The sequence below is a fragment of the Paraburkholderia graminis C4D1M genome, assembly GCF_000172415.1.
Classification (GTDB): domain Bacteria; phylum Pseudomonadota; class Gammaproteobacteria; order Burkholderiales; family Burkholderiaceae; genus Paraburkholderia; species Paraburkholderia graminis.
The window spans coordinates 246,271-266,877 of record NZ_ABLD01000006.1 but is presented as its reverse complement, the minus strand read 5'-3'; the positions used below and the strand labels follow the sequence as shown (position 1 = coordinate 266,877).

Genomic DNA, 20,607 nt, shown 5'->3' with positions numbered 1-20,607 from the left:
CATTATTTCCGCTTTCCCGACGACGCCGGACTTGAGCCGGAAGAGCCGCCGGAATCGCCCGCTTTTCATGCATTTGAACTGCGCGCGCAAATCGTAAAGTCCCCGCATGCAATTGATTTTTGTCGGGAGACAAGCGGTGGTGCAGGTGAAACGGCAGGTAAAAAATGCGGCTCTCGCCGCGGTTGCGGCGATGGCGGCGCTGGTCGCATTGACTAATACGGCGCACGCGCAGGAGATTTATGTGCACGGCGGCACGCTCGGCGCGGGGATCGGCGCTGCGCTGCCGCTCAATTCATGGACGGGCGTGCATGCGGAATTCGAAGGCCTCGGCTTCTCGCATTCGGTCAACGTCAATGAAAACGAGTACGACGGTCACCTGAAGCTGCTGCAAGGCGGCCTCTATCTCGACGTGTTCCCTTTCCGCTCGAGCGGTTTCCGCCTGACGGCCGGTGCGCTCATCAACGACGACGAACTCTCGGCACACGCCGTGCCGAATGCGCAAGGCAACTACAAGATCGGCGACGACTATGTGCCGGCAGTCGGCCCCGCGCCGTCGGCCACGGTCACGCTGCCGCGCGTGATGCCTTATGTCGGCATCGGCTACGGTCACAAGCCGGTCTCGAAGGGCTTCGGTCTGACTTTCGATGTCGGCGTCGCGTATGGCCGTCCGCGCACGCACTACAACGTGCCCGCGATTTATTCGATGTTCACGACGCAAGCGAATATCGACGAGCAGGAACAGAAGATTAATGACAAGGTCGAGCGGTATAAGTTGTATCCGGTGGTGCAACTCGGTGTGAGTTATCGGTTCTAGACCGCGCTCGCCGGCACTCCCGCGGCCGACCAAGGTACTATTACGGTTACCTTCCGTTTCCGCCCTCCATGAGTTCAGCAAGCCGCCGTATCGCGCATCTCGACATGGACGCGTTCTACGCGTCCGTCGAGCTATTGCGCTATCCGGAATTGCGCGGCAAGGCGGTCGTGATAGGCGGCGGCCGCAACAGCGCGCCCGAAACGCTCGAAGACGGCAGCCGCCGTTTTGCGAAGCTGCGCGATTACGCGGGGCGCGGCGTGGTCACCACGTCCACTTACGAAGCGCGCGCGCTCGGCGTATTTTCCGCGATGGGCATGATGAAGGCGGCCGTGCTCGCGCCCGACGCGATCCTGCTGCCCACCGACTTCGACTCCTACCGTCATTACTCGCGGCTCTTCAAGGCCGCAGTAGCGACGTTCACGGATCGCATCGAAGATCGCGGCATCGACGAAATCTATATTGATCTCACGGAGTTGCCGGGCGAGCCGCGCGACATCGCGGCGCGCATCAAGCAGGCGGTCAATGAAGCCACCGGCCTCACGTGCTCGATCTGCGTGGCGCCGAACAAGCTGCTCGCGAAGATCGGCTCGGAGCTCGACAAGCCCGACGGCCTCACGATTCTCACGCCCGAAGACGTGCCGCTGCGCGTGTGGCCGCTGCCTGTGCGCAAGGTCAACGGCATCGGTCCGAAGGCGGCGGAAAAACTGACGGCGCTCGGCATCGCCACGGTAGGCGATCTGGCGGCGGCGGACGCGGGTCTGTTGCAGGATCACTTCGGGCACAGCTACTCGGCGTGGCTCACGCGCGTCGCGCGAGGCGAGGACGAGCGGCCGGTCGTGGTCGAATCGGAACCGAAGTCGATGAGCCGCGAAACCACCTTCGAGCGCGATCTGCATCCGCGTCACGACCGGCCCGCGCTGTCCAGTTCGTTCACCGGCTTATGCGTGCGGGTCGCGGAAGACCTCGTGCGCAAGGGCTATGTCGGCAAGACGGTCGGCATCAAATTGCGCTACGACGATTTCCGCACGGTCACGCGCGACCTGACGCTCGAGACGCCCACCGCCGACGCCGCGGAAATACGCCGCGCGGCCACCGAATGTCTGCGCCGCGTCGAGTTGAACCGCAAGCTGCGCCTGCTCGGCGTGCGCGTGAGCGCACTGAGCCTCGCGAGCGCGCAGCCGCCGCAGCGGCGTCTACCGGTTCAGGCGGACTTGCCCTTCACGAGCGACGAATAGGAAGCCGGCGAGGAAGCCGGCGCCGACGCACTGCCCGCGTTCGCCGCGGCATTGGCCGTCACGTTCGCACGCGCGGGCGGCGTGACGCTTTCCACATGCGACGCCGCAATCGAAAACGCAAACGTGTTGACGCCGTTCGCGCTCTGCACCGACACGCTGCCACGATGCATCTCCGCAATCGCCTTCACGATCGCGAGACCGAGGCCGTGATTCTCGCGACTATTCGTGCGCGACGCTTCCACGCGATAAAAACGGTCGAACAGATGTTCGAGCACCGCGGGCTCGATCGGCTCGCCGGGATTCGCGACTTCGATCCGCACCTGCTCCCCCTCGCGCACGATCCTGACGCCGATCGCGGCGCCCGGCTGGCAGTGTTGAATCGCGTTCATCAACAGATTCGTGCAGGCGCGGCCGAACAGCGAGCGGTTCACCTGAGCGACGGCATCGCCATCGAGGCGCGCATGCACGCGAGCCTCTTCCAGCGGAATCTCGAGAAACTCCAGCGTATGCGCGACTTCGGCCGCGAGCGACACTTCCATGAGACCGGTCGCGCGCTCACCCTGATCGGCGCGCGCGAGAAACAACATGTCGTTGATGATCGCGCGCATGCGTTCGAATTCCTCGAGATTCGATTGCAGCGTGTGACGCAGATCGTCGACGGAACGATTGCGGGTTAATGCGACTTCGGTCTGGCCGATCAGAATGGTCACGGGCGTGCGCAACTCGTGCGCGACGTCCGCATTGAACGACTCGAGCCGGCAATACGCGCCGTCGAGCCGCTCCAGCGCGCCGTTAAACGAATTCGCGAGGTCGTTCAACTCGTGCGGCAACGAGGCTGTATTCAACCGTTGCGAGCGATTGTTCGGACTGACGGCGGACGCATCGCGCGTGAGACGCGTCAACGGCGCGAGGCCGATACGTGTGACCGAGTAACTGAGTAGAAGCACCGCGAGACTGCCGAGCGCCGACAGCGCGGCGAGCGCGAAGCCGAACACGCGCATCGTGCGAATGTTCGGCAAGTAGCTCGATGCGACCTGCAACTGCATCGGCGGACGCGTCGAATAGCCGGGAATGGAGACGGTGGTGGTGAGCATGTCGTCGCCGCCGCCCGCCGGTTTGACGCGCGCGTAGCCGCCAGGCCAGCTCTTCACGATTGTCCCTTCGATCGGTTTGCCGTAGTTGTAGGACGGCTCGGTGCTCGTGACCGCGTACACGGTGCTGCGGTCATGCGGCGTCATGTCGGTGAGCTTTTCGCGCGACATGCGCCATTTGTCAGGCGTCATCCCGTGATTGCAGATCAGCCGCGCGATTTGCGCGCGGTCGTCGAGCGATTCGCGCAAATGGCTTTCGAGCTGCGAGCGCAACACCGCAAAAAGCCCCGCGCCGATGACCGTAAATACGAACAGCGCGACGAGCGCGAACATCAGGGCGAGGCGTCGCGCGATGGAACGGTTCATGACGGCTCCCCGTCTTCGTGCAGTTCGCGCGCTTCGCGCACTTCGAGTACATAGCCCATGCCGCGCACGGTATGCAGCAGCTTCGACGGAAACGGGCCGTCGAGCTTCGCGCGCAAGCGCTTGATCGCCGTCTCGACCACATTGGTATGACTGTCGAAGTTGACGTCCCACACAAGCTCGGTGATGGCCGTCTTCGACAGAATATCGCCTTGCCTGCGGGCTAAAACGCTCAGTAGCTGGAATTCTTTCGCGGTCAGGTCAAGCCGTACGCCGTCACGCGTTGCGCGCCGCCCGATCAGATCGACAAACAGATCGCCGACGGAAATCAGCGTGGATTCCTGCGAACGCGTGCGGCGCGCCAACGCATGCAGACGCTCGACGAGTTCGAGAAAGGAGAATGGTTTGGTGAGGTAGTCGTCCGCGCCTTCGCGCAAACCGCGCACGCGGTCGTTCACGTGATCGCGCGCGGTCAGCATGATGACCGGCGTGGACTTGCGCATGCGCAGCGCCTTCAGCACGCTAAAGCCGTCGCGCTTGGGCAGCATGACGTCGAGCACGATCACGTCGTAATCGAATTCGGTGGCCAGATACGTGCCCTCTTCGCCGTCGAGCGCGACGTCCACGACCCAGCCCTGCTCCGTCAAGCCGGAGCGCAGATAGTCCACGACCTTGTGCTCGTCTTCAACGATCAGCAACTTCATGCGCGTCCCCTAGTGTCTGCATTATACGAAACGCCCTGCATTGCCTGTTCAGCGTGCTTGCTCGCTTGTTGCGCCACGCCACACCGCGCATTACTGCGCAGCGGCGCGCGTTTGCGCGTCATGTTGCGCGGCACCTTGGCCCGCGCCCGCGAGCGCTGGGTCCGCGCCCCAGCCGCCGCCCAGCGCCTTCACGAGCGCCACCGACAACGTCATCTGCTGCCCGCGAATCTGCGCGTCCTGGCGCTTGCTGTTGAGCAGCGACTGCTGCGCGGTGATCACGTTCAGATACGCGACGAGGCCGCCGGAATAGCGGTCGTTCGCGAGCCCGAGCAGGCGCTCCGAGTCCGCGACCGCTTCTTCCGATTGCTTCGCCGCGCCGTCGAGCACGGCAAGACCCGTGATGCCGTCCTGCACCTGCTGGAACGCGTTGAGCACCGTCTGCCGATAGTTGGCCTCGGTCGCCTTGTAGCCTTCGCTCGCGAACTGCACGTTGGCCGCGCGCCGGCCGCCGTCGAACAGCACCTGGCCCGCAGCGGCGCCGAGCGTCCACATCAGCGTCGGCGCGCTCAGCAGACTCGCGAACTGCGTGCTTTCCCAACCGATGCCCGGCGTCAGCGTGAGGCTCGGAAAAAACGCGGCTTTAGCGACGCCGATCTGCGCATTGGCCGCCGCCATCGCGCGCTCGGCGGAGGCGATATCGGGCCGGCGTTGCAGCAGATCGCTCGGCACGCCGAGCGCGATGGCCGGCACCGGAAAGCTCAACACTTTCGGTTCGATCGCGAATTGCGGCGCGGGCACGCCGACGAGCGCGGCAATCGCGTGCTCGTATTGCGCGCGCTGGTTCAACAGCAATTGCGCCTGCACACGCGTGGTATCGAGCAGCGACTTCTGCTGCAATACGTCGAGGCCCGACACTGCGCCGAGGTCGTGTTCGGCGTTCACGTAGTCGAGCGCTTTCTGTTGAAGCTTCACCGATTGATTCAGCACGTCGATCTCGGTGTCGAGTTCGCGCAGCGAGAAGTAATCAGTCGCGACCTCGGTGGTCAGCACGAGCCGCGCGTTGGCGAGATCGTCGGCCGACTGTTCCGCGGATGCCGTCGCCCCTTCCACCTGACGACGTATGCGGCCGAACAGGTCCGTGTCGTAGTTGATCGTCGGGCCGATTTGCAGATTGTTTTGCACCGTCGACATGGTCGGCAGCGCGTAGTTGGTGCGCGGCCTGTCCGCCGAAATGCGAAAGCGCGACGCGGATGCCGCGAGGTCCACTTCGGGAACCTGCTGCGCGCGCGTATTGGCCAACGTCGCTTTGGCCTGCTCATAGTGCGCGCTGGCGGCGACGAGCGTCTGGTTCTGCGCGAGCGCTTGCGTTTCGAGCGAGGCGAGCGTGGCGTCGCGATAGACGTTCCACCAGTCCGGGTCCATCGGCGCATGCGAAGGCGCCGCGACGCGCCAGTATGAATCCGTGTTCCATGCAGGCGGCACCTCGGCCTGCGGGCGCTTGTAGTCCGGTCCAACGGTACAGGCAGCAAGCATGACCGCGCTCGCCACAACAGCCGTCATCGCCCCCGCGGCTGCAAAACCGCTCACTGCGCGGCTCGCGCGTTGCGGCTTCACGACGCCTCCTTCCCGCTCTTCTGCGGCTGCGCGATTTCCACATGATCGCCGTCCGCAATCGAATCGCTCGGGTTGATGACGACTCTATCGTTCCCGTCGATGCCGCTTTCTATCTCGAGCGTCTGGCCGAGATCCTGCGCGATCACGATCTTGCGCAACTGCACGTTGCCCTTCGCATCGACCACGGCAAGCCGCGGACCTTCGGCGCGAAACAGCAATGCATTGCCGGGCACCATCCATTCGGCGCGCGCCACCGAAGGCAGCGCGACCTGCACATACGCGCCGGGACGCAGCGTGTTGTCCGGATTCGGCAACGTCACCTCGACTTGCAGCGAGCGAGTGGGCACGTCGATCGCGCCGGAAATGTGCGTGACGCTGCCATGAAACTGTTGACCGGGCAGCTCGGCCTGCGTGACGACCACCTTCTGTCCGACCGATACGTTCTGCGCATACGCCTGCGGCAATTGCACATAGACGCGCAGCGGGTCCGACTGCGCAAGCGCGAACAACGCACGGCTCGTGCCGCTGCCGGCGTCGATCAGATCGCCGACATCGACATTGCGCTGCGTGACCACACCGGCAAACGGCGCGACGATCCGCTTGAACGATTCGAGCTGACGCAAGCGCTGCACGTTCGCATCGGCGGCGGCGAGGTTGGCGACGCTCTGCGCGTACGTGCTTTGCCGCTCGTCGAGTTCCTGCTGCGAGACCGCATCGCGTTGACGAAGCTGCTGCCAGCGTTCGAGCGAGCTCTTTGCAAGCGCGAGGCTCGAACTGATCTGCTGACGCTGCGCCGAGGCCTGCGCAAGCTCCTGATCGATCTCGGGCGTATCGAGTTCCGCGAGCAATTGGCCCTGCTTCACGCGCGTGCCGATGTCCGCATACCAGCGCAGCAGATAGCCGGTCGAGCGCGCATAGATCGGCGATTCGACGCTGCCGCGCAGCGTGCCCGGCAAGGTCGTCGCGCCGCCGCTTTCGGCCGGCGTCGGGCTCACAACGTTCACGTATTGCGTGGCGTTCTGTTTCGTCGTCTGCTCGACGGCGCGGTTTTGCATCAGGTTCGCGATCACCGTGCGCAACGCGCCGAGCGCGAGCAACGCGAGCACGATGAAGATGGCGATCTTCGCGCGCTTCCATTCGCGATTACGCGGCGGCAATGCGTGGCCGCTTTCCGTCTCGCGCGACGGAATCGCCAGCGATGCATGAGTTTTTTCGGTCATCTCAGTTGGCCATCTCGGTTAGCTAGCTCCGTGAGTTGAGTAGCCGGTTTCTTGACGTTTTCCACGATTCGCTGTTCTGTTCAGGCTTTAGGCCGGCTCGCCGGCACTACCGCTTTCGCCTGCGCTGTTGCCGTCGTCTTCATGATCGTTGCGATGACGACGCGCGAGGCGCGTATGTATGCCCGCGAACACGAGCGGCACGAAAAACAGCGTGGACACCGTTGCAAACAGCAATCCGCCGATCACCGCGCGGCCGAGCGGCGCGTTCTGCTCGGCGCCTTCGCCGAGACCGAGCGCCATCGGAATCATGCCGATGATCATCGCGAACGCCGTCATCAGCACCGGACGAATGCGGCTCGCTCCCGCTTCGAGCGCGGCGGTCAGCGGCGGCGCGCCGGCCGACAGGCGCTGACGCGCGAACGCGACCATCAGAATGCTGTTGGCGGTGGCAACGCCCATCGTCATGATCGCACCGGTCAGCGCAGGCACGCTCAGATGCGTGCCCGTCAGAAACAGCATCCATACGATGCCGGCCAGCGCCGCAGGCAAAGCGCTCACGATGATGAGCGGATCGACCCACGACTGGAAATTCACCACGATCAGCAGATACACGAGCACGATCGCCATCGCCACGCCGAGACCGAGACCCAGGTACGAAGTGCGCATCGTTTGTACCTGGCCGCGCACGGTGATCTGACTGCCGCGCGGCAGCGTCGCGCGCGCTTTCTCGACGAGCTTGTCGACCTGGTTCGCGACGCTGCCCAGGTCGCGCTTGTCGACGCTCACATAGAGGTCGATCACGGGCCGGATGTTGTAATGCGTGACGACCGCGAACTGGTTTTGCGGTGATACGCGCACCAGATTGCCGAGCAGTTGCGTCGGCCCCGTTGACGATGCCGAGACCGGCGTGCGCAACAGATCGTCGATGGAAGAAATGCGGTACTGCGGCGTTTGCACCGCCACGTTGTACTCGACGCCGTTGCGGTCGTTGTACCAGAAGCCCGGCGACGTCTGCGAGCTTCCCGATAGCGAAACCAGCAGGTTTTGCGCGACATTGCTCGCGGTGAGATTGAGCTGCTGCAAACGCGTGCGGTCCATTTGCAGGTTGATCGCGGGTTCGTCGAGCTTTTGCTGGATGTGCGTATCAACCGTGCCGGGAATCAGGCGCACTTCTTTCAACAGCTTGCGCGCGACGTCGAAATTGCCTTGCTGGTCCGCGCCGGCAATCTGCACGTCGACGGCCGCGGGCAAGCCGAAGTTGAGAATCTGCGTGACGATGTCGGCGGGCTGGAAGAAAAACTCGACGCCCGGAAAACGCTGCGGCAGCATCGCGCGCAGTTTGTCCACGTAGACCTGCGTCGGCTCGTGGCCTTCCTTCAACGCGATCTGGATTTCGCCGTCGAGCGTGCCGATCGTGCCTGCATTGCTGTATGAAAGATTGATGCCGCTATACGGCAGACCAAGATTATCGAGGATGGTGCCGAGTTCGTTCGCGGGCACCACTTCGCGGATCACCTTCTCGACTTCGTCGGCAAGACGCGCGGTTTCCTCGATGCGCGTGCCGGTCGGCGCGCGCATATGCAGGCGGATATTGCCCGCGTCGACGCTCGGGAAAAAGTCTTCGCCGAGCACGAATGCGAGTCCCATCGAGACCACGCAGAAGCCGAGAAATATGCTGCCGAAGCGGCGGCGGCGCACGAGCAGGCTGCTGAGAATCACAATGTACGCGGCGCGCATGCGCTCGAAACCATTGTCGAAACGCCGGTAAATGCGCTGGAAAAGACCCGGTTTAGCAGCGGCTTTCGGTTTGTGCGCGTGGCCCATCAGCAGCATCGCAAGCGTCGGCACGAGCGTGCGCGACAGAATGTACGACGCCAGCATCGCGAATACAACGGCTTCCGCGAGCGGCACGAACAGGTAGCGCGCCACGCCGGTGAGAAAGAACATCGGCACGAACACGATGCAGATGCACAGCGTCGAGACGAGCGCGGGAATCGCGATTTCGCCGGCGCCTTCGAGAATCGCATCGTGCAGATTGGTGCCCATATGCAGATGCCGTTCGATATTTTCGATCGTCACCGTCGCATCGTCGACGAGAATGCCCACCGCGAGCGCGAGGCCGCCAAGCGTCATGATGTTGATGGTCTGCCCGAGCGCATGCAGTGCGATCAGCGACGAGAGAATCGACAGAGGAATCGAAATCGCGATGATGCAGGTGCTGCGCCAGTTGCCGAGGAACAAGAGAATCATCGCGGCCGTGAGCGCGGCGGCCACCACCGCTTCGTGCACCACGCCCTGCACCGCCGCCTTCACGAATACCGACTGGTCGAACAGCGCCGTGATGTTCAGGTCCGGCGGCAATGCCGCGCGCGCCGCCGGCAGTAAACCGTGCAACGTATTGACGATCGACAGCGTCGACGCACTGCCGTTTTTCAGCACCGAAATCAGCACGCCGCGATGACCGTCTTGCCGCACGATATTCGTTTGCGGCGAGAAACCGTCGCGCACGTGAGCGACTTCTCGCAGATAAGTCGTCGCGCCGTTCACCGTGCGCACCGGAATGTCGTTGAGACCTTCCAGCGTCGACGGCGAGCCGTTCATGTTGATCGTGTATTCCTTCGGTCCGATCTTTGCCGTGCCTGTCGGCAGAATCAGGTTTTGCGCGTTGAACGCGCTGACCACATCGAGCGGCGTCAGACCTTTGGCGAGCAACGCGCGCGTATTGAGGTCGACGGAAATCAGCCGCGATTTGCCGCCATACGGATAAGGCACGGCCGCGCCGGGAATCGTCACGAGTTGCGGCCGCAGGAAGTTCAGCGCGGTATCGTTGAGTTGCTGCTCGGAGAGCTTCGTGCTCGACAGGCCGAGTTGAATCACCGGAATGCTGGACGCCGAGTAGCTGATCACGAGCGGCGGCGTGGCGCCCGGCGGCATCTGCTTGAGTTGCGCCTGCTCGACGGCCACGGTCTGCGCGATGGCGGTCTGGATGTTCGCATTCGGCTGCAGAAACACCTTGAGGATCGTGATGCCCGCAAGCGAATTCGACTCGATATGCTCGATGTCGTTGACGGTCGTCGTGAGACTGCGCTCGTTTACCGAGGCGATGCGGTGCGCCATGTCCTCCGCGGACAAGCCGTTGTACGTCCAGATGATGCTGACGACCGGGATGTTGATTTCCGGCAGCACGTCGACCGGCGTGGTGAACAGCACAAAAGGCGTCGCCAGCACAATCAGAATGGCCATCACGATGAACGTGTATGGCCGCTTAAGCGCAACGTTGACAATCCACATGAAACGCGCCTGAAGAAGTGCAGGTCACTGCGGCTGAGCAGCGGGAGGTGGGCGAACTGGCGCTATGCTAGATCGCCTGGACCAACACCTGCATGGCGCCAAAATGGCGGAATTGTCAGGAAGCTTATCGTAAGGAAAAAGCGTTGACGGGCGGCCCTTTTGGAAAATCGGGCCGCACTTTTATTTCAGTTTGCCTACGCGCTCTTCATGTTTTCACTCGCGCGCTCTGCTTGCTCTACTTGGCGAACAGCGACGACATATCGGCGAACGCCTTGAATTCGAGCGCATTGCCCGACGGATCGAGGAAGAACATCGTGGCCTGTTCGCCGACTTCGCCCTTGAAGCGCACATGCGGTTCGATGATGAAGTCGATGCCCGCCGCTTGCAGCTTGTCCGCGGCGGCCTGCCATTGCTCCATCGAAAGCACGGCGCCGAAGTGACGCACCGGCACCGCGTCGCCGTCGACCTTGCTGGTCTGGCGATGTCCCGCTTCTTCCGGCGCGAGATGCGCGACGATCTGGTGCCCGTAGAAATTGAAATCGACCCATTGATCCGAGCTGCGGCCTTCGGGGCAACCCAGCAATTCGCCATAGAACTCGCGCGCGGCGGCGATGCTATGGACGGGAAACGCGAGATGGAACGGCGGCAAGGTGGTGTGCGTAACGCTCATGATGTGGAACTCGCTGTAGATGATGCGATGGACGATGGAGATTGACTCGTCAAGTTTAACCACAAGCAAAAGTGATCGGAAACGATATATATTTGAGCTGACCATCACCGGAATCGATCAGTCGAAACATGCTTGCAGAACTTAGAACCTTGATTGCCGTTAGCCAGTACGGCACGTTTTCCGCTGCGGGCGCGCGGATCGGGCTCACGCAGTCGGCTGTCAGCGCGCAGATGCAGCGGCTCGAAGAGGAACTCGGGTTTGCTCTGTTCGACCGCACGGGCCGCTCCGCGATACTCAACGACGCCGGCCGGGAAACGCTCACGCTCGCCGAGGAAATCATCGCGCTCTATGCGCGGCTTTCCGAACGCGGCGCGGTTGCGGCCGAGAGCGGCATGCTGCGCGTGGGCGCGATTGCATCGGCGCAAGTGTCGTTTCTCGCGGACGCGCTCGCGCGTTTTCGCGACGACCGTCCGGGCTGGCGCATTCGTGTCGTGCCTGGCGTATCGCTGAATCTGCTCGGACAGGTGGACTCGGGCGAACTCGATCTCGCCGTCATCATCAAGCCGCCGTTTGCGCTGCCTTCGGAACTCGAATGGCGCACGCTCGTCACCGAGCCGTTCGTGCTGCTCGTGCCCAAAGCGCTCGCGCGCGGCAAGCGCGGGTGGCGCGAACTGCTCAAGAGCGAGCCGTTTATCCGCTACGACCGCAGTTCGTTCGGCGGGCGGCTCGTCGACCGTTTTCTGCGGCGTTCGCGGCTGAACGTGCACGACGTGCTCGAACTGGACGAGTTGCAGGCGATCGCGCAGATGGTCGCGCGCGGCATCGGCATCGCGCTGATTCCCGACACGGCGGGCCTCGGCAAGTGGCCTGCGGGCGTCGCCGCGTTGTCGCTCGAAGACGCGACGTTTCATCGCGAGATCGGGCTCGTGCAGCGTCCGCGGCATAGCCGGCAAGCGGTGGCGGATGCACTCGCCGATTGCATCGGGAATGCGGCGCAAGGATAACAACCGCGCGCGGCTCGCGCGCAATTGTGCCGATCAGCGCTTCATCAACTGTATCTGTGCGGTCGATGCAGCAGCGCGCAAAATCGTGATTCCTCTGGCCGCCCGCGAGTCTTAACTGATGACGCCCACCGCTTTCCTCACCGCCGATGTCCTGATCGCCTACAGCGCGTACTTCGTCGGCACCGCAAGCCCTGGTCCGAGCAATCTCGCGATCATGTCGCTTGCGATGAGCGCGGGCCGCCGTTCGGCGCTCACGTTTGCGCTCGGCGTGGTGTCCGGATCGTTCTTCTGGGCGCTGCTGGCGTCGCTCGGTTTGTCGGCGCTGCTCGCCACGTATTCGGAATGCCTCGTCGCGATCAAGATTGCGGGCGGCGTCTATCTGCTTTGGCTCGGCTTCAAGTCGGCGCGCTCCGCGTTGGCGCCCGCCGCGTTGCCCGCTGGCGACGCGCGACAGAACGAACCGCTCAAGCGGCTCTATCTGCGCGGCCTGTTGCTGCATCTCACCAATCCGAAAGCGATTCTCGTGTGGATGTCGATCGTTTCGCTCGCGATGTCGCCGGCGGGCGGCGCGCATACCGCGCCGGTCGTGCTCGGCTGCATGGCTATCGGCGTGTCGGTGTTCAGCAGCTATGCGCTGCTGTTTTCGACGGCATCCGCGCGGCGCGTGTATCTGGCGATCCGGCGCTGGCTCGACGGCTCGCTCGCGATCATGTTTGGCATTGCAGGCTTCAAACTGCTGACGTCGAAAAGCTAAGCCGCGTTATTTGTCGGCGGGCTCTTCAACGCCTGCCGCGCGCAGCGCTTCATGCAAGGTGCCGAAAATGCAGCTTGCGTCGACGATCGGCGTGATGCCGTGCCGATCCATGTCGGAGCGCAAATAGCGGTTCACGCGCGCAAAAATCACGTGGATGCCGCTACGCTTTAACGCAGTGCATAGCTCGCCGACCGAGCGCGCCGCCGAATAATCGAGGTCGGTAATTGCGCTTGCATCGATCACGAACCAGCGCACCTTCGTCGGCGCATGGTCGATCAGGCGTCGCGTATCGTCGACGAAAAAGTGGTCGTTCGCATAGAACAGGTCGGCGCCGAAGCGATAAACGATCAGCCCCGGCGCGGTGTGTCTGCCGGGAACGGCGGGAACCGGCACCCACATGCCGTCGTCGCCGGGCTCGAGAATCATCGTATGCGGACGGTAGCTGTGGCGCACGTGCCGCAGCAGCGACACGGCGACCGCAATCAGAATGCCGTGCTCGACGCCGATCAGCACGACGGCCGCAGCCGTGAACACCGCGAGCGCGAATTCGCCCGGACTTTCGCGGCGAATCGCAAACAGCGTCTTGAGATCCACGAGTCCGACGGCGATCGTGAATACGATGCTGGCGAGAATGCAGCGCGGCAAATACTGCAAAAACCGGCTGAAAAACAGCAGCACCACGACGACCACCGCGGCGAACACGATCTGCGCAAACTGGCTGCGTGTGCCGGCGCGATCGGCCATCGCCGTCTGCGTCGGGCTGCCGTTCACGACGAACGCGCCTGAAAATGCTGCGGCTGCGTTGGCCGCCGCGATGCCCAACAGATCCGCGTTGGTGTCCGCCACCTGATGGTGCCGCTCGGCAAACACGCGGCTCGCCGCCGCGCTTTGCGCGACGATCATCACGAAGCACGAGGCGGCGACCGGCACCAGATCGAGCGCCTGTTGCCATGTCACGGACGGCATGCGAAGCGGCGGCAGCCCGCCCGCGACCGGGCCGAGCACCGCGATGCCGTGCGCGGCGAAACCGTACACATCGCTCGCGACGATTCCCCCGACGACGGCGATCAACGGCATCGGCACGCGCGGCCGCACGCGTTTGAAAAACAGCACGGACGCGACGACCAGCACCGAAACGGCCAGCGTCGGCCTGTTCAGTTGCGCCCACTCGCGCACGACGAGAAGCAGTTGATCCACGCTGCGCGACGCGTGACCGGGCAAGCCGAGCATATCGCCCAGCATCGCAATGCCGACTTGCACGCCGACGCCCGCCAAAAAGCCGACCAGCACCGTGCGCGACAGGAAATCGGCGAGAAAGCCGAGCCGGAAAATGCGCGCGACGAACAGGAGCGCAGCGGTCAGCAATGCGACCATCGCGGCAAGCGACGCGTATTCCGCGCTCGAAACGGGCGCCATGCTCGCGAGGCGGCTTGCGAAGATGGTGGCGGTAGCGGAATCGGCGGCGACGACGAGTTGCCGCGACGCGCCGAAGAACGCGAACGCGATAAGCGGCAGAAAGACGGTGTAAAGCCCGGTAACGGCAGGCATGCCGGCAATGCGCGCATAGCCGAGCACTTGAGGAATATCCATCGACGCAAGCTGGACGCCCGCGAGCGTATCGCGCATCGCCGCCGCGCGGTTCAATGGAAGCACGCCCTTGAGCACGCCCGCGCGCGCCGTCCACTTCGCCAGAAAATCTCGCATACGCGATGCCGCCCCAGAGCCAGGTTATCGCGCATCGTGCCGCGACCCGGCACTGGAAAGCAAGGCCCGTGGACAAATTGCCAACGGCTAATGCTAATAGCTAGTAGAAAACAGCTAATGGCTCACCCGGCCGGCAACGGAACTCACTTGCCGGCTTTGCTCGAACCCGCGGCGTTGAAAATCAACGCTTGAAGTGACCTGTCCGCGGATCGACATGCCGCGCGAAACCGAAAAGCGCCGCAATGCAGATTGGACAGGCGATGAAGAAAACGGCCAACATCTCGCACCCCGTAACCATTTTTTGTTAGTACAAGTCTACGCGATAAGCCGGTGAATTAAATGAGGGAAAACAGCAAATCACTGTTGCCGACTATTACACCATTGTCAGGTAGCGGCGCTTTTTAGGCCCTGAAAGAGGGCGTAAAACCGATGAACGTCGGATGAGCTGATCGGCGTGCAAGCCTTTGTTTGAAACCGCAAACGTTTCCGCCGCACTACCCTTTGAACGCGCCGCGATCGTAAGCCTCGCAATACGCTTTCCAGTCCGCCGCGACTTGCGCCGCGCATTGCGTCGCGAGTTCGATCAACGGCGCCTGCCAGTCGGTGCGATTGCCGAACGCGATCAACTCATCCGCGATTGACGACTTCTGCCGCCCGCCGCTGCGCAAATGCGCCCATGCGCTCAGTTCCGCCATGCTGACGACGACGCCCTCCAGCCTCGGCAGTTTGCCGTCCCAGTCCTTCAACGCGACGCGGTCTTCCGAAGGCTGCAAACTGCGCAGCACGTACGAGCGCCGATTGAAATCGACCGCGTGCAGAAACGCCTGCGACACCGCCTGATTGCGCCGCTGAATCTCGACGACGCGCTCCGCCTCGCTTCGCCATGCGGGCTGCGGCGTGCGCATATGCGGTACGACTGAAGAAGGCAGCGCTTCTTTCAGGTCGATCAGATAGTTGCCGTCCGGCGAGCCCTTGCCTTCGACGAGAATCACATAACGGTCCACGCCGAGGCTTCCTGTACCCGCGATCCGGCGTGCAACGTCGAGCACGCGATAAAAGCCCGGATCGGTCTCGCCCGCAGCGAACTGCAGCATGAACTGCGTGATTGCGGCACGTCGCTCATCGCTCACGGGCAGCGCTTTCTTGCCGTCCACCTTGAGCGTGCGCGTCTTGCCCTTGAGCGTCGTGCGGCGGTCCAGATGCGCGGCGCGCGTGCGGCTCGCCAATCCATCGAACAGATCGCGCACCATGCCGGACGATGTCTCGCGTTCGACCCAGCGCGCCTTGCCGAGCGCGAGCGCCGCGCCATATGCGTGCACGGCCGTATGACACAGCGCGAGCGCCTGCGCGCGGCTCAGCTTGAGGTCGGCCGCGCCGACCAGCACGCTCGTCAGCAAACGCACGAGTTCGTACAGATTCGGCGCGAGGCACGCTTCGTCAAAGTCGTTGTTGTCGAAATAGACGAGGCGGTTATCCGCTTTGTAGCTGCCGAAATTTTCGAGGTGCATGTCGCCGCAAATCCAGACGGGCGGCGCATCGTCGAGTAACGCCTGTTGCGGCAGGCGCTCATAAAACAGATGACATGTGCCGCGCAAAAACACGAAAGGCGAAGCACACATCGCCTTGTATTTCATGGCCAGCCGTTCGGGATCGCGCCCGGCGTTAAAGCGCGCGATAGTCTCTGCAATGTCGATCATCTGGTTTCCTTGCAAGCGGCGTGGCGCGTGGTCCTCATCAAGCTACGCCGTCGGCGCGCCGAACTTCTTACGATACGCTCCGGGACTCGTGAGCGCGATGCGCCTGAAATGCCGGCGCAGCGATTCCTCGGAACCGAAGCCGGCGAGTTCCGCGACGCGCGCCATCGGCAGCGCGCCCTGCGCTTCGAGCAACTCACGCGCGATGGCCACGCGCTCGCGCACCAGCCATTCGTACGGGGCCATCCCCGTCGCGTCATGAAACTGGCGTTGCAGCGTGCGCGGACTCATCGCCGCGCGTTCGGCGAGCGAGCGCAGCGTGTGCGGCAACGCGGGATGACCGCGCACCCAGTCCATCAGCCGCGTGAGGCGTCCGCTTTCGTCGTGCGGCACCGGGCGCGGCACGAACTGCGCCTGGCCGCCCTCACGATGCGGCGCGACCACGAGCCGCTGCGCGACCCGGTTCGCGACCGCGCTGCCATGATCGCGCCGCACGAGATGCAGCAACATGTCGAGCCCCGCCGCCGATCCCGCCGACGTGATGATCTGCTTCTCGTCGACATAGAGCGCGTCCGGCTGCACGCGCAGATGCGGATAGCGCTCCTGCAATTTCGCGGCATAACGCCAGTGCGTCGTGACGGTCTTGCCGTCGAGCACGCCCGCGGCGGCCAGCACGAACACGCCAGAACAGATCGAACAGAGGCGCGCGCCGCGGCGATGCGCGGCGCGAATCTTCTTCAGCAACGGCTCAGGCGGCAGTTCATCCACATGACGCCAGCCGGGTATCACGATGGTGTCAGCGCGATCCAATAGCCTCAGCGTGTATGGCGCGGCGATCGTGATGCCGCCCGCCGCGCGGATGGGTCCAGGCTCCGCTGCACACACCGCGAAGCGATACCAGTCCACGCCGAGTTCCGGGCGTTCGAGCGCGAACAGTTCGGTCACGCAGCCGAATTCGAAGGTGCAAAGCCGGTCATAGGCCAGCGCGACGACAAGATGATTGTGCATGGCGTGATGTTACCGCTCCGCCCGCGAACGCGGCTGCTTCAATGCGCGCTTTCAGGCTGCCGCGGCCGCATTCAGTTCGAAGCCCTCGTCGAGCCAGCCGGTCACGCCGCCGATCATGACTTTGACCGGCCGGCCGAGCTGCGCGAGCCGCATCGCACCACGCGTCGCGCCGTTGCAATGCGGACCCGCGCAGTAGGTCACGAAGAGCGTGTCGGGCGGATAGCCGGCGAGCTTCGACGCCACGATCTTGCCGTGCGGCAAATTCACCGCGCCGGGCACATGGCCGCGCGCGAACAACGCGGGACTGCGGACGTCGAGCAACACGAAGTCGGCGGCGTTCGGGCCGTGTGCCATCGCCGAGTGCACATCGGCACAATCGGTTTCGAAGGCGAGCGACGCGCTGTAATGCGCGAACGCAGCGGCGCTGTCGGCAGCGGGTACGGCGGATACTTCGGACATGTCTGGCTCCTTCGCGTGTTTGAATGGAGACGATTATCCTGACGCGGCCGATCAGGCGACAGTGGCCATATCGACAACTTCCGGCAACATCACGCCACGGCCATTGCATCGCGGTTCGTCGATTGGGCGCGCCGCGTCCGGTCAGCTTGCAACCTCCGCTGTGATCGCTGGCGAACTGATCGCGGCTCCGGCTCTCGATCTAATTGCGTGCACGGCTCCTACAAAAACTCGGGGCAGCCACGCTTTGCGATCAAGCGTATGCTGGGTTCCACTTCTATATATAAGAGACCTGCTCGTTGCCGTGCCGCAGTGCACGAACGAGTCGTTCAGCGGGCTGTTCCGCAACTGGAGGATGACATGCTGGTTGGCGTACCCAAGGAAATAAAGAACCATGAATACCGGGTGGGACTGACGCCGTCGTCGGTCCGCGAAATGGTGGCGCACGGTCACACCGTCACGGTCGAACAGGGCGCGGGAAGCGGCATCGGGGCGTCGGACGCCGTCTATGAAAAAGCCGGCGCGACGATCGTCCCACGCGCGGAAGATGTATTCGCCGCGGCCGAGATGATCGTCAAGGTGAAGGAGCCGCAAGCCGGCGAACGCGCCATGCTTCGCGAAGGCCAGATTCTTTTCACGTACCTGCACCTCGCGCCCGACCCGCAACAATGCGCCGATCTGATCAGGAGCAAGGCCGTCTGCATCGCCTATGAAACGGTCACGCAGGCCGCCGGCGGCTTGCCGCTCCTTGCGCCGATGTCGGAAGTCGCCGGCCGCATGTCGATCCAGGCGGGCGCGTATTGCCTCGAGCGTGCGCATGGCGGCAAGGGCATCCTGCTGGGCGGCGTCGCGGGTGTGCCGTCGGCGAAAATCGTGATTCTGGGCGCGGGCGTGGTCGGCTCGAATGCGGCGCAGATCGCGGTGGGAACGGGCGCGCAGGTCGTCGTGATCGACCGCAATCTCGACGCGCTGCGGCGCATCGACCGGCTGCTCGGCGCGCGCGTCATGACGGTGTTTTCGAATCAGGACAACGTCGAAAAGCATGTGCTCGAAGCCGATCTCGTGATCGGCGGCGTGCTGATCCCCGGCGCGGCCGCGCCGAAACTCGTGACGAAAGCGATGGTTGAAGCGATGCAGCCCGGCTCCGCAATCGTCGACGTGGCCATCGATCAAGGCGGTTGCTGCGAGACCGCGAGGCCGACCACGCACGCGGACCCGACGTACATGGTCGGCGACGTGGTTCACTACTGCGTCGCCAACATGCCGGGCGGTGTGCCGCGCACTTCGACCTACGCGCTGAACAACGCGACGCTGCCTTTCGCGCTGCAGATCGCCGACAAGGGATGGCGCAAGGCGTTGCAGGACAACGCGCATCTGCGCAATGGCCTGAACGTCGCGTTTGGCAAGGTGACGTGCAAGGAAGTGGCCGAAGCGCTCGACTACACGTGGGAAGCGCCGGAATCCGTCATGACGATGTGACGCGGCGGCTGAGGGCTGCTGCCGGCGGCTTAGCATGACGCCGGCAGCAGGCTAAGCGCGCGGCTGCGCGCCCTCGCGCCCAATCTACCGCTTACTCGACATGCACCTTCACATGCTCCGGCCGTCCCGCTGCATAACCGAACCACGCCGCCACCACGCAAACGCCCGCGCACAACGCAGCCAGGCTATACAGCGAGCCGGTTGCATGCAACAGCGATCCGGCGATGAACGGTCCGCATGACGCGATCAGATAGCCGATTCCCTGCGCCATGCTCGACAGTTGCGCGGCGACATGCGAGTCGTACGAACGCAATCCGATGACGGTCAGCGCGAGCGTGAACGACGCGCCCTGCGCGATGCCGAGCAGTAACGCGAACATCCACATGATCGGGAAAGGCCCGAAGAAGCAGCCCATCAGACCGAGGCCGGTCAACAGCAGCGCAGCCACGTTCACCACGCGCTGATCCCGCAGACGCACAAGCAGGAACGGCAGCAGCAACGACGCCACCGCCTGCGTGACGACGCTCAGCGAGAGCATGAACCCGGCATCGACAGCGCTCATGCCGCGCGTGCGAAGCACCGTCGGCAGCCAGCCGAACACGATATACGCCAGCGACGATTGCGAACCCATGAACAGCGTGACCTTCCACGCGAGCGGATCGCGCCACAAGCCGCGCACGACGTGCACGCGTCTTCCCGCATGCACGGCTTTGGCAGGCAGATTCACGCCCCACACGAGCGTAGCCAGTGCCACAGGCAACGACCACAGCGCCAATGCCCACGCCCACGCGTTGCCGCCCGCGCCGTCGAATAGATGCGCGATGGCATTGGCCGCCGGCACCGTGGTAGCGGCTGCCGCGGCGGCGCCCGCGCACATGGCGGCGCTGTAGACGCCGGTCATCAGCGCGACGTGGTGCGGGAAATCGCGCTTGACCACGCCCGGTATCAGCACATTCATCAAGCCGATCGCAAAGCAGGCCACGATCTGGCCGACATACAGCACCTGCCATGCGGGAACCACACGCAATGCGGTGCCGATAGTCAGCAGCATCAACAAAGCTAGCAACGCGCGTTCGCTGCCGAGGCGCCGCACGAGCATCGGTGCAAGCGGGCCGAATAGACCGAAGCATAGCGACGGCAGCGTGGTCAGCACGCTTGCGCCGGTGCGCGACAGGTTCGTCGCCCGCACTGCTTCGAGCAGTATCGGACCGACGCTCGTGATCGGCGTGCGCAGCGAAAAAGCGATCAGCGCGAGGCTCGCGGCGAGCGCGATGCTGCGAGCGCGCGAATCGTGCGGAGCGGCGTCCGCGACCGGCCGCGCGGTGCCGCGGCGTTCAGTCGATGCAGTTGCAGCGTCTGCCGCCGCACGCTGGGAATGATCGGAAGGGTTGGGGGCGGTCATCAATGAGGCGGTTGTGGGGTTGCCTGCCATTGTATTCGGCAAAGCGCTGGGCAGCGGGCATCCGGCATCCGCCATACCGCAGATAAGGCATTAGGTATCGACGC

The 20,607-nt window shown here is 63.7% G+C and carries 16 protein-coding genes; 5 read left to right on the top strand and 11 right to left on the bottom strand.

Annotated elements, in window-relative coordinates; genetic code table 11:
* Positions 1–106 precede the first annotated feature (106 nt).
* Positions 107–814, top strand: coding sequence for a hypothetical protein (locus BGRAMDRAFT_RS13460; protein WP_006049303.1), 708 nt, complete (start codon positions 107–109; stop codon positions 812–814).
* 68 nt (positions 815–882) lie between these two features.
* Positions 883–2,049, top strand: coding sequence for a DNA polymerase IV (gene dinB, locus BGRAMDRAFT_RS13455; RefSeq protein WP_044021003.1), 1,167 nt, complete (start codon positions 883–885; stop codon positions 2,047–2,049).
* Here the strand turns inward: dinB and BGRAMDRAFT_RS13450 are convergent.
* The 6 genes from BGRAMDRAFT_RS13450 to BGRAMDRAFT_RS13425 form a co-directional block, all read right to left on the bottom strand.
* A complete protein-coding gene (locus BGRAMDRAFT_RS13450) occupies positions 2,016–3,506 on the bottom strand; it encodes a heavy metal sensor histidine kinase (protein WP_006049301.1) in 1,491 nt (496 codons plus the stop codon). The two genes, dinB and BGRAMDRAFT_RS13450, sit on opposite strands and share 34 nt — an antisense overlap.
* A complete protein-coding gene (locus tag BGRAMDRAFT_RS13445; RefSeq protein WP_006049300.1) occupies positions 3,503–4,207 on the bottom strand; it encodes a heavy metal response regulator transcription factor in 705 nt (234 codons plus the stop codon). The genes BGRAMDRAFT_RS13450 and BGRAMDRAFT_RS13445 overlap by 4 nt, the downstream gene beginning before the upstream one ends.
* A gap of 90 nt (positions 4,208–4,297) precedes the next feature.
* Positions 4,298–5,767 (bottom strand): efflux transporter outer membrane subunit, encoded by a 1,470-nt coding sequence (locus BGRAMDRAFT_RS13440; protein ID WP_044021060.1) that lies wholly within the window; start codon positions 5,765–5,767, stop codon positions 4,298–4,300.
* Positions 5,768–5,817: 50 nt separating this feature from the next.
* Positions 5,818–7,041: an efflux RND transporter periplasmic adaptor subunit gene (locus tag BGRAMDRAFT_RS13435; RefSeq protein WP_006049298.1), complete on the bottom strand. Its 1,224-nt coding sequence runs from the start codon at positions 7,039–7,041 to the stop codon at positions 5,818–5,820.
* Positions 7,042–7,128: 87 nt separating this feature from the next.
* Positions 7,129–10,332, bottom strand: coding sequence for an efflux RND transporter permease subunit (locus tag BGRAMDRAFT_RS13430; RefSeq protein ID WP_006049297.1), 3,204 nt, complete (start codon positions 10,330–10,332; stop codon positions 7,129–7,131).
* 235 nt (positions 10,333–10,567) lie between these two features.
* On the bottom strand, positions 10,568–11,002 hold the full coding sequence (locus tag BGRAMDRAFT_RS13425; RefSeq protein WP_029966336.1) for a VOC family protein: 435 nt from the start codon (positions 11,000–11,002) through the stop codon (positions 10,568–10,570).
* Positions 11,003–11,130: 128 nt separating this feature from the next.
* On the opposite strand from BGRAMDRAFT_RS13425, the gene BGRAMDRAFT_RS13420 reads away from it, so the two are divergent.
* Positions 11,131–12,006 carry a LysR family transcriptional regulator gene (locus BGRAMDRAFT_RS13420; protein WP_006049295.1) on the top strand — a complete coding sequence of 292 codons (876 nt, stop codon included), beginning with the start codon at positions 11,131–11,133 and terminating at the stop codon, positions 12,004–12,006.
* Positions 12,007–12,124: 118 nt separating this feature from the next.
* Complete coding sequence (locus BGRAMDRAFT_RS13415) at positions 12,125–12,760, top strand: LysE family translocator (protein ID WP_006049294.1); 636 nt, start codon at positions 12,125–12,127, stop codon at positions 12,758–12,760.
* A gap of 6 nt (positions 12,761–12,766) precedes the next feature.
* Here the strand turns inward: BGRAMDRAFT_RS13415 and BGRAMDRAFT_RS13410 are convergent, their stop codons facing one another.
* The 4 genes from BGRAMDRAFT_RS13410 to BGRAMDRAFT_RS13395 all read right to left on the bottom strand — a co-directional run bounded on the left by BGRAMDRAFT_RS13410 (position 12,767) and on the right by BGRAMDRAFT_RS13395 (position 17,625).
* The gene (locus tag BGRAMDRAFT_RS13410; RefSeq protein WP_006049293.1) at positions 12,767–14,464 is read right to left on the bottom strand and encodes a SulP family inorganic anion transporter; all 1,698 of its coding nucleotides are present in this window, start codon (positions 14,462–14,464) and stop codon (positions 12,767–12,769) included.
* Positions 14,465–14,958: 494 nt separating this feature from the next.
* The gene (locus BGRAMDRAFT_RS13405) at positions 14,959–16,161 is read right to left on the bottom strand and encodes a DUF2252 domain-containing protein (RefSeq protein WP_006049292.1); all 1,203 of its coding nucleotides are present in this window, start codon (positions 16,159–16,161) and stop codon (positions 14,959–14,961) included.
* 42 nt (positions 16,162–16,203) lie between these two features.
* A complete protein-coding gene (ftrA, locus tag BGRAMDRAFT_RS13400; RefSeq protein ID WP_006049291.1) occupies positions 16,204–17,166 on the bottom strand; it encodes a transcriptional regulator FtrA in 963 nt (320 codons plus the stop codon).
* Between the two features lie 51 nt (positions 17,167–17,217).
* Positions 17,218–17,625 (bottom strand): rhodanese-like domain-containing protein, encoded by a 408-nt coding sequence (locus BGRAMDRAFT_RS13395; RefSeq protein WP_006049290.1) that lies wholly within the window; start codon positions 17,623–17,625, stop codon positions 17,218–17,220.
* Positions 17,626–17,982: 357 nt separating this feature from the next.
* Between BGRAMDRAFT_RS13395 and ald the strand changes: the two genes are divergently transcribed.
* The gene (gene ald / locus BGRAMDRAFT_RS13390; protein WP_006049289.1) at positions 17,983–19,101 is read left to right on the top strand and encodes an alanine dehydrogenase; all 1,119 of its coding nucleotides are present in this window, start codon (positions 17,983–17,985) and stop codon (positions 19,099–19,101) included.
* A 91-nt stretch (positions 19,102–19,192) separates the two neighbouring features.
* Here ald and BGRAMDRAFT_RS13385 read toward each other — a convergent pair whose 3' ends face one another.
* Complete coding sequence (locus BGRAMDRAFT_RS13385; RefSeq protein ID WP_044020996.1) at positions 19,193–20,503, bottom strand: MFS transporter; 1,311 nt, start codon at positions 20,501–20,503, stop codon at positions 19,193–19,195.
* Positions 20,504–20,607 lie beyond the last annotated feature (104 nt).

Coding starts and splice junctions, on each gene's coding strand:
- ald (WP_006049289.1), top strand. CDS start 17,983: ATGCTGGTTGGCGTACCCAAGGAAATAAAGAACCATGAATACCGGGTG.
- BGRAMDRAFT_RS13410 (WP_006049293.1), bottom strand. CDS start 14,464: ATGCGAGATTTTCTGGCGAAGTGGACGGCGCGCGCGGGCGTGCTCAAG.
- BGRAMDRAFT_RS13430 (WP_006049297.1), bottom strand. CDS start 10,332: ATGTGGATTGTCAACGTTGCGCTTAAGCGGCCATACACGTTCATCGTG.
- BGRAMDRAFT_RS13405 (WP_006049292.1), bottom strand. CDS start 16,161: ATGATCGACATTGCAGAGACTATCGCGCGCTTTAACGCCGGGCGCGAT.
- dinB (WP_044021003.1), top strand. CDS start 883: ATGAGTTCAGCAAGCCGCCGTATCGCGCATCTCGACATGGACGCGTTC.
- BGRAMDRAFT_RS13425 (WP_029966336.1), bottom strand. CDS start 11,002: ATGAGCGTTACGCACACCACCTTGCCGCCGTTCCATCTCGCGTTTCCC.
- BGRAMDRAFT_RS13420 (WP_006049295.1), top strand. CDS start 11,131: ATGCTTGCAGAACTTAGAACCTTGATTGCCGTTAGCCAGTACGGCACG.
- BGRAMDRAFT_RS13415 (WP_006049294.1), top strand. CDS start 12,125: ATGACGCCCACCGCTTTCCTCACCGCCGATGTCCTGATCGCCTACAGC.
- ftrA (WP_006049291.1), bottom strand. CDS start 17,166: ATGCACAATCATCTTGTCGTCGCGCTGGCCTATGACCGGCTTTGCACC.
- BGRAMDRAFT_RS13445 (WP_006049300.1), bottom strand. CDS start 4,207: ATGAAGTTGCTGATCGTTGAAGACGAGCACAAGGTCGTGGACTATCTG.
- BGRAMDRAFT_RS13460 (WP_006049303.1), top strand. CDS start 107: ATGCAATTGATTTTTGTCGGGAGACAAGCGGTGGTGCAGGTGAAACGG.
- BGRAMDRAFT_RS13440 (WP_044021060.1), bottom strand. CDS start 5,767: ATGACGGCTGTTGTGGCGAGCGCGGTCATGCTTGCTGCCTGTACCGTT.
- BGRAMDRAFT_RS13385 (WP_044020996.1), bottom strand. CDS start 20,503: ATGACCGCCCCCAACCCTTCCGATCATTCCCAGCGTGCGGCGGCAGAC.
- BGRAMDRAFT_RS13450 (WP_006049301.1), bottom strand. CDS start 3,506: ATGAACCGTTCCATCGCGCGACGCCTCGCCCTGATGTTCGCGCTCGTC.
- BGRAMDRAFT_RS13435 (WP_006049298.1), bottom strand. CDS start 7,041: ATGACCGAAAAAACTCATGCATCGCTGGCGATTCCGTCGCGCGAGACG.
- BGRAMDRAFT_RS13395 (WP_006049290.1), bottom strand. CDS start 17,625: ATGTCCGAAGTATCCGCCGTACCCGCTGCCGACAGCGCCGCTGCGTTC.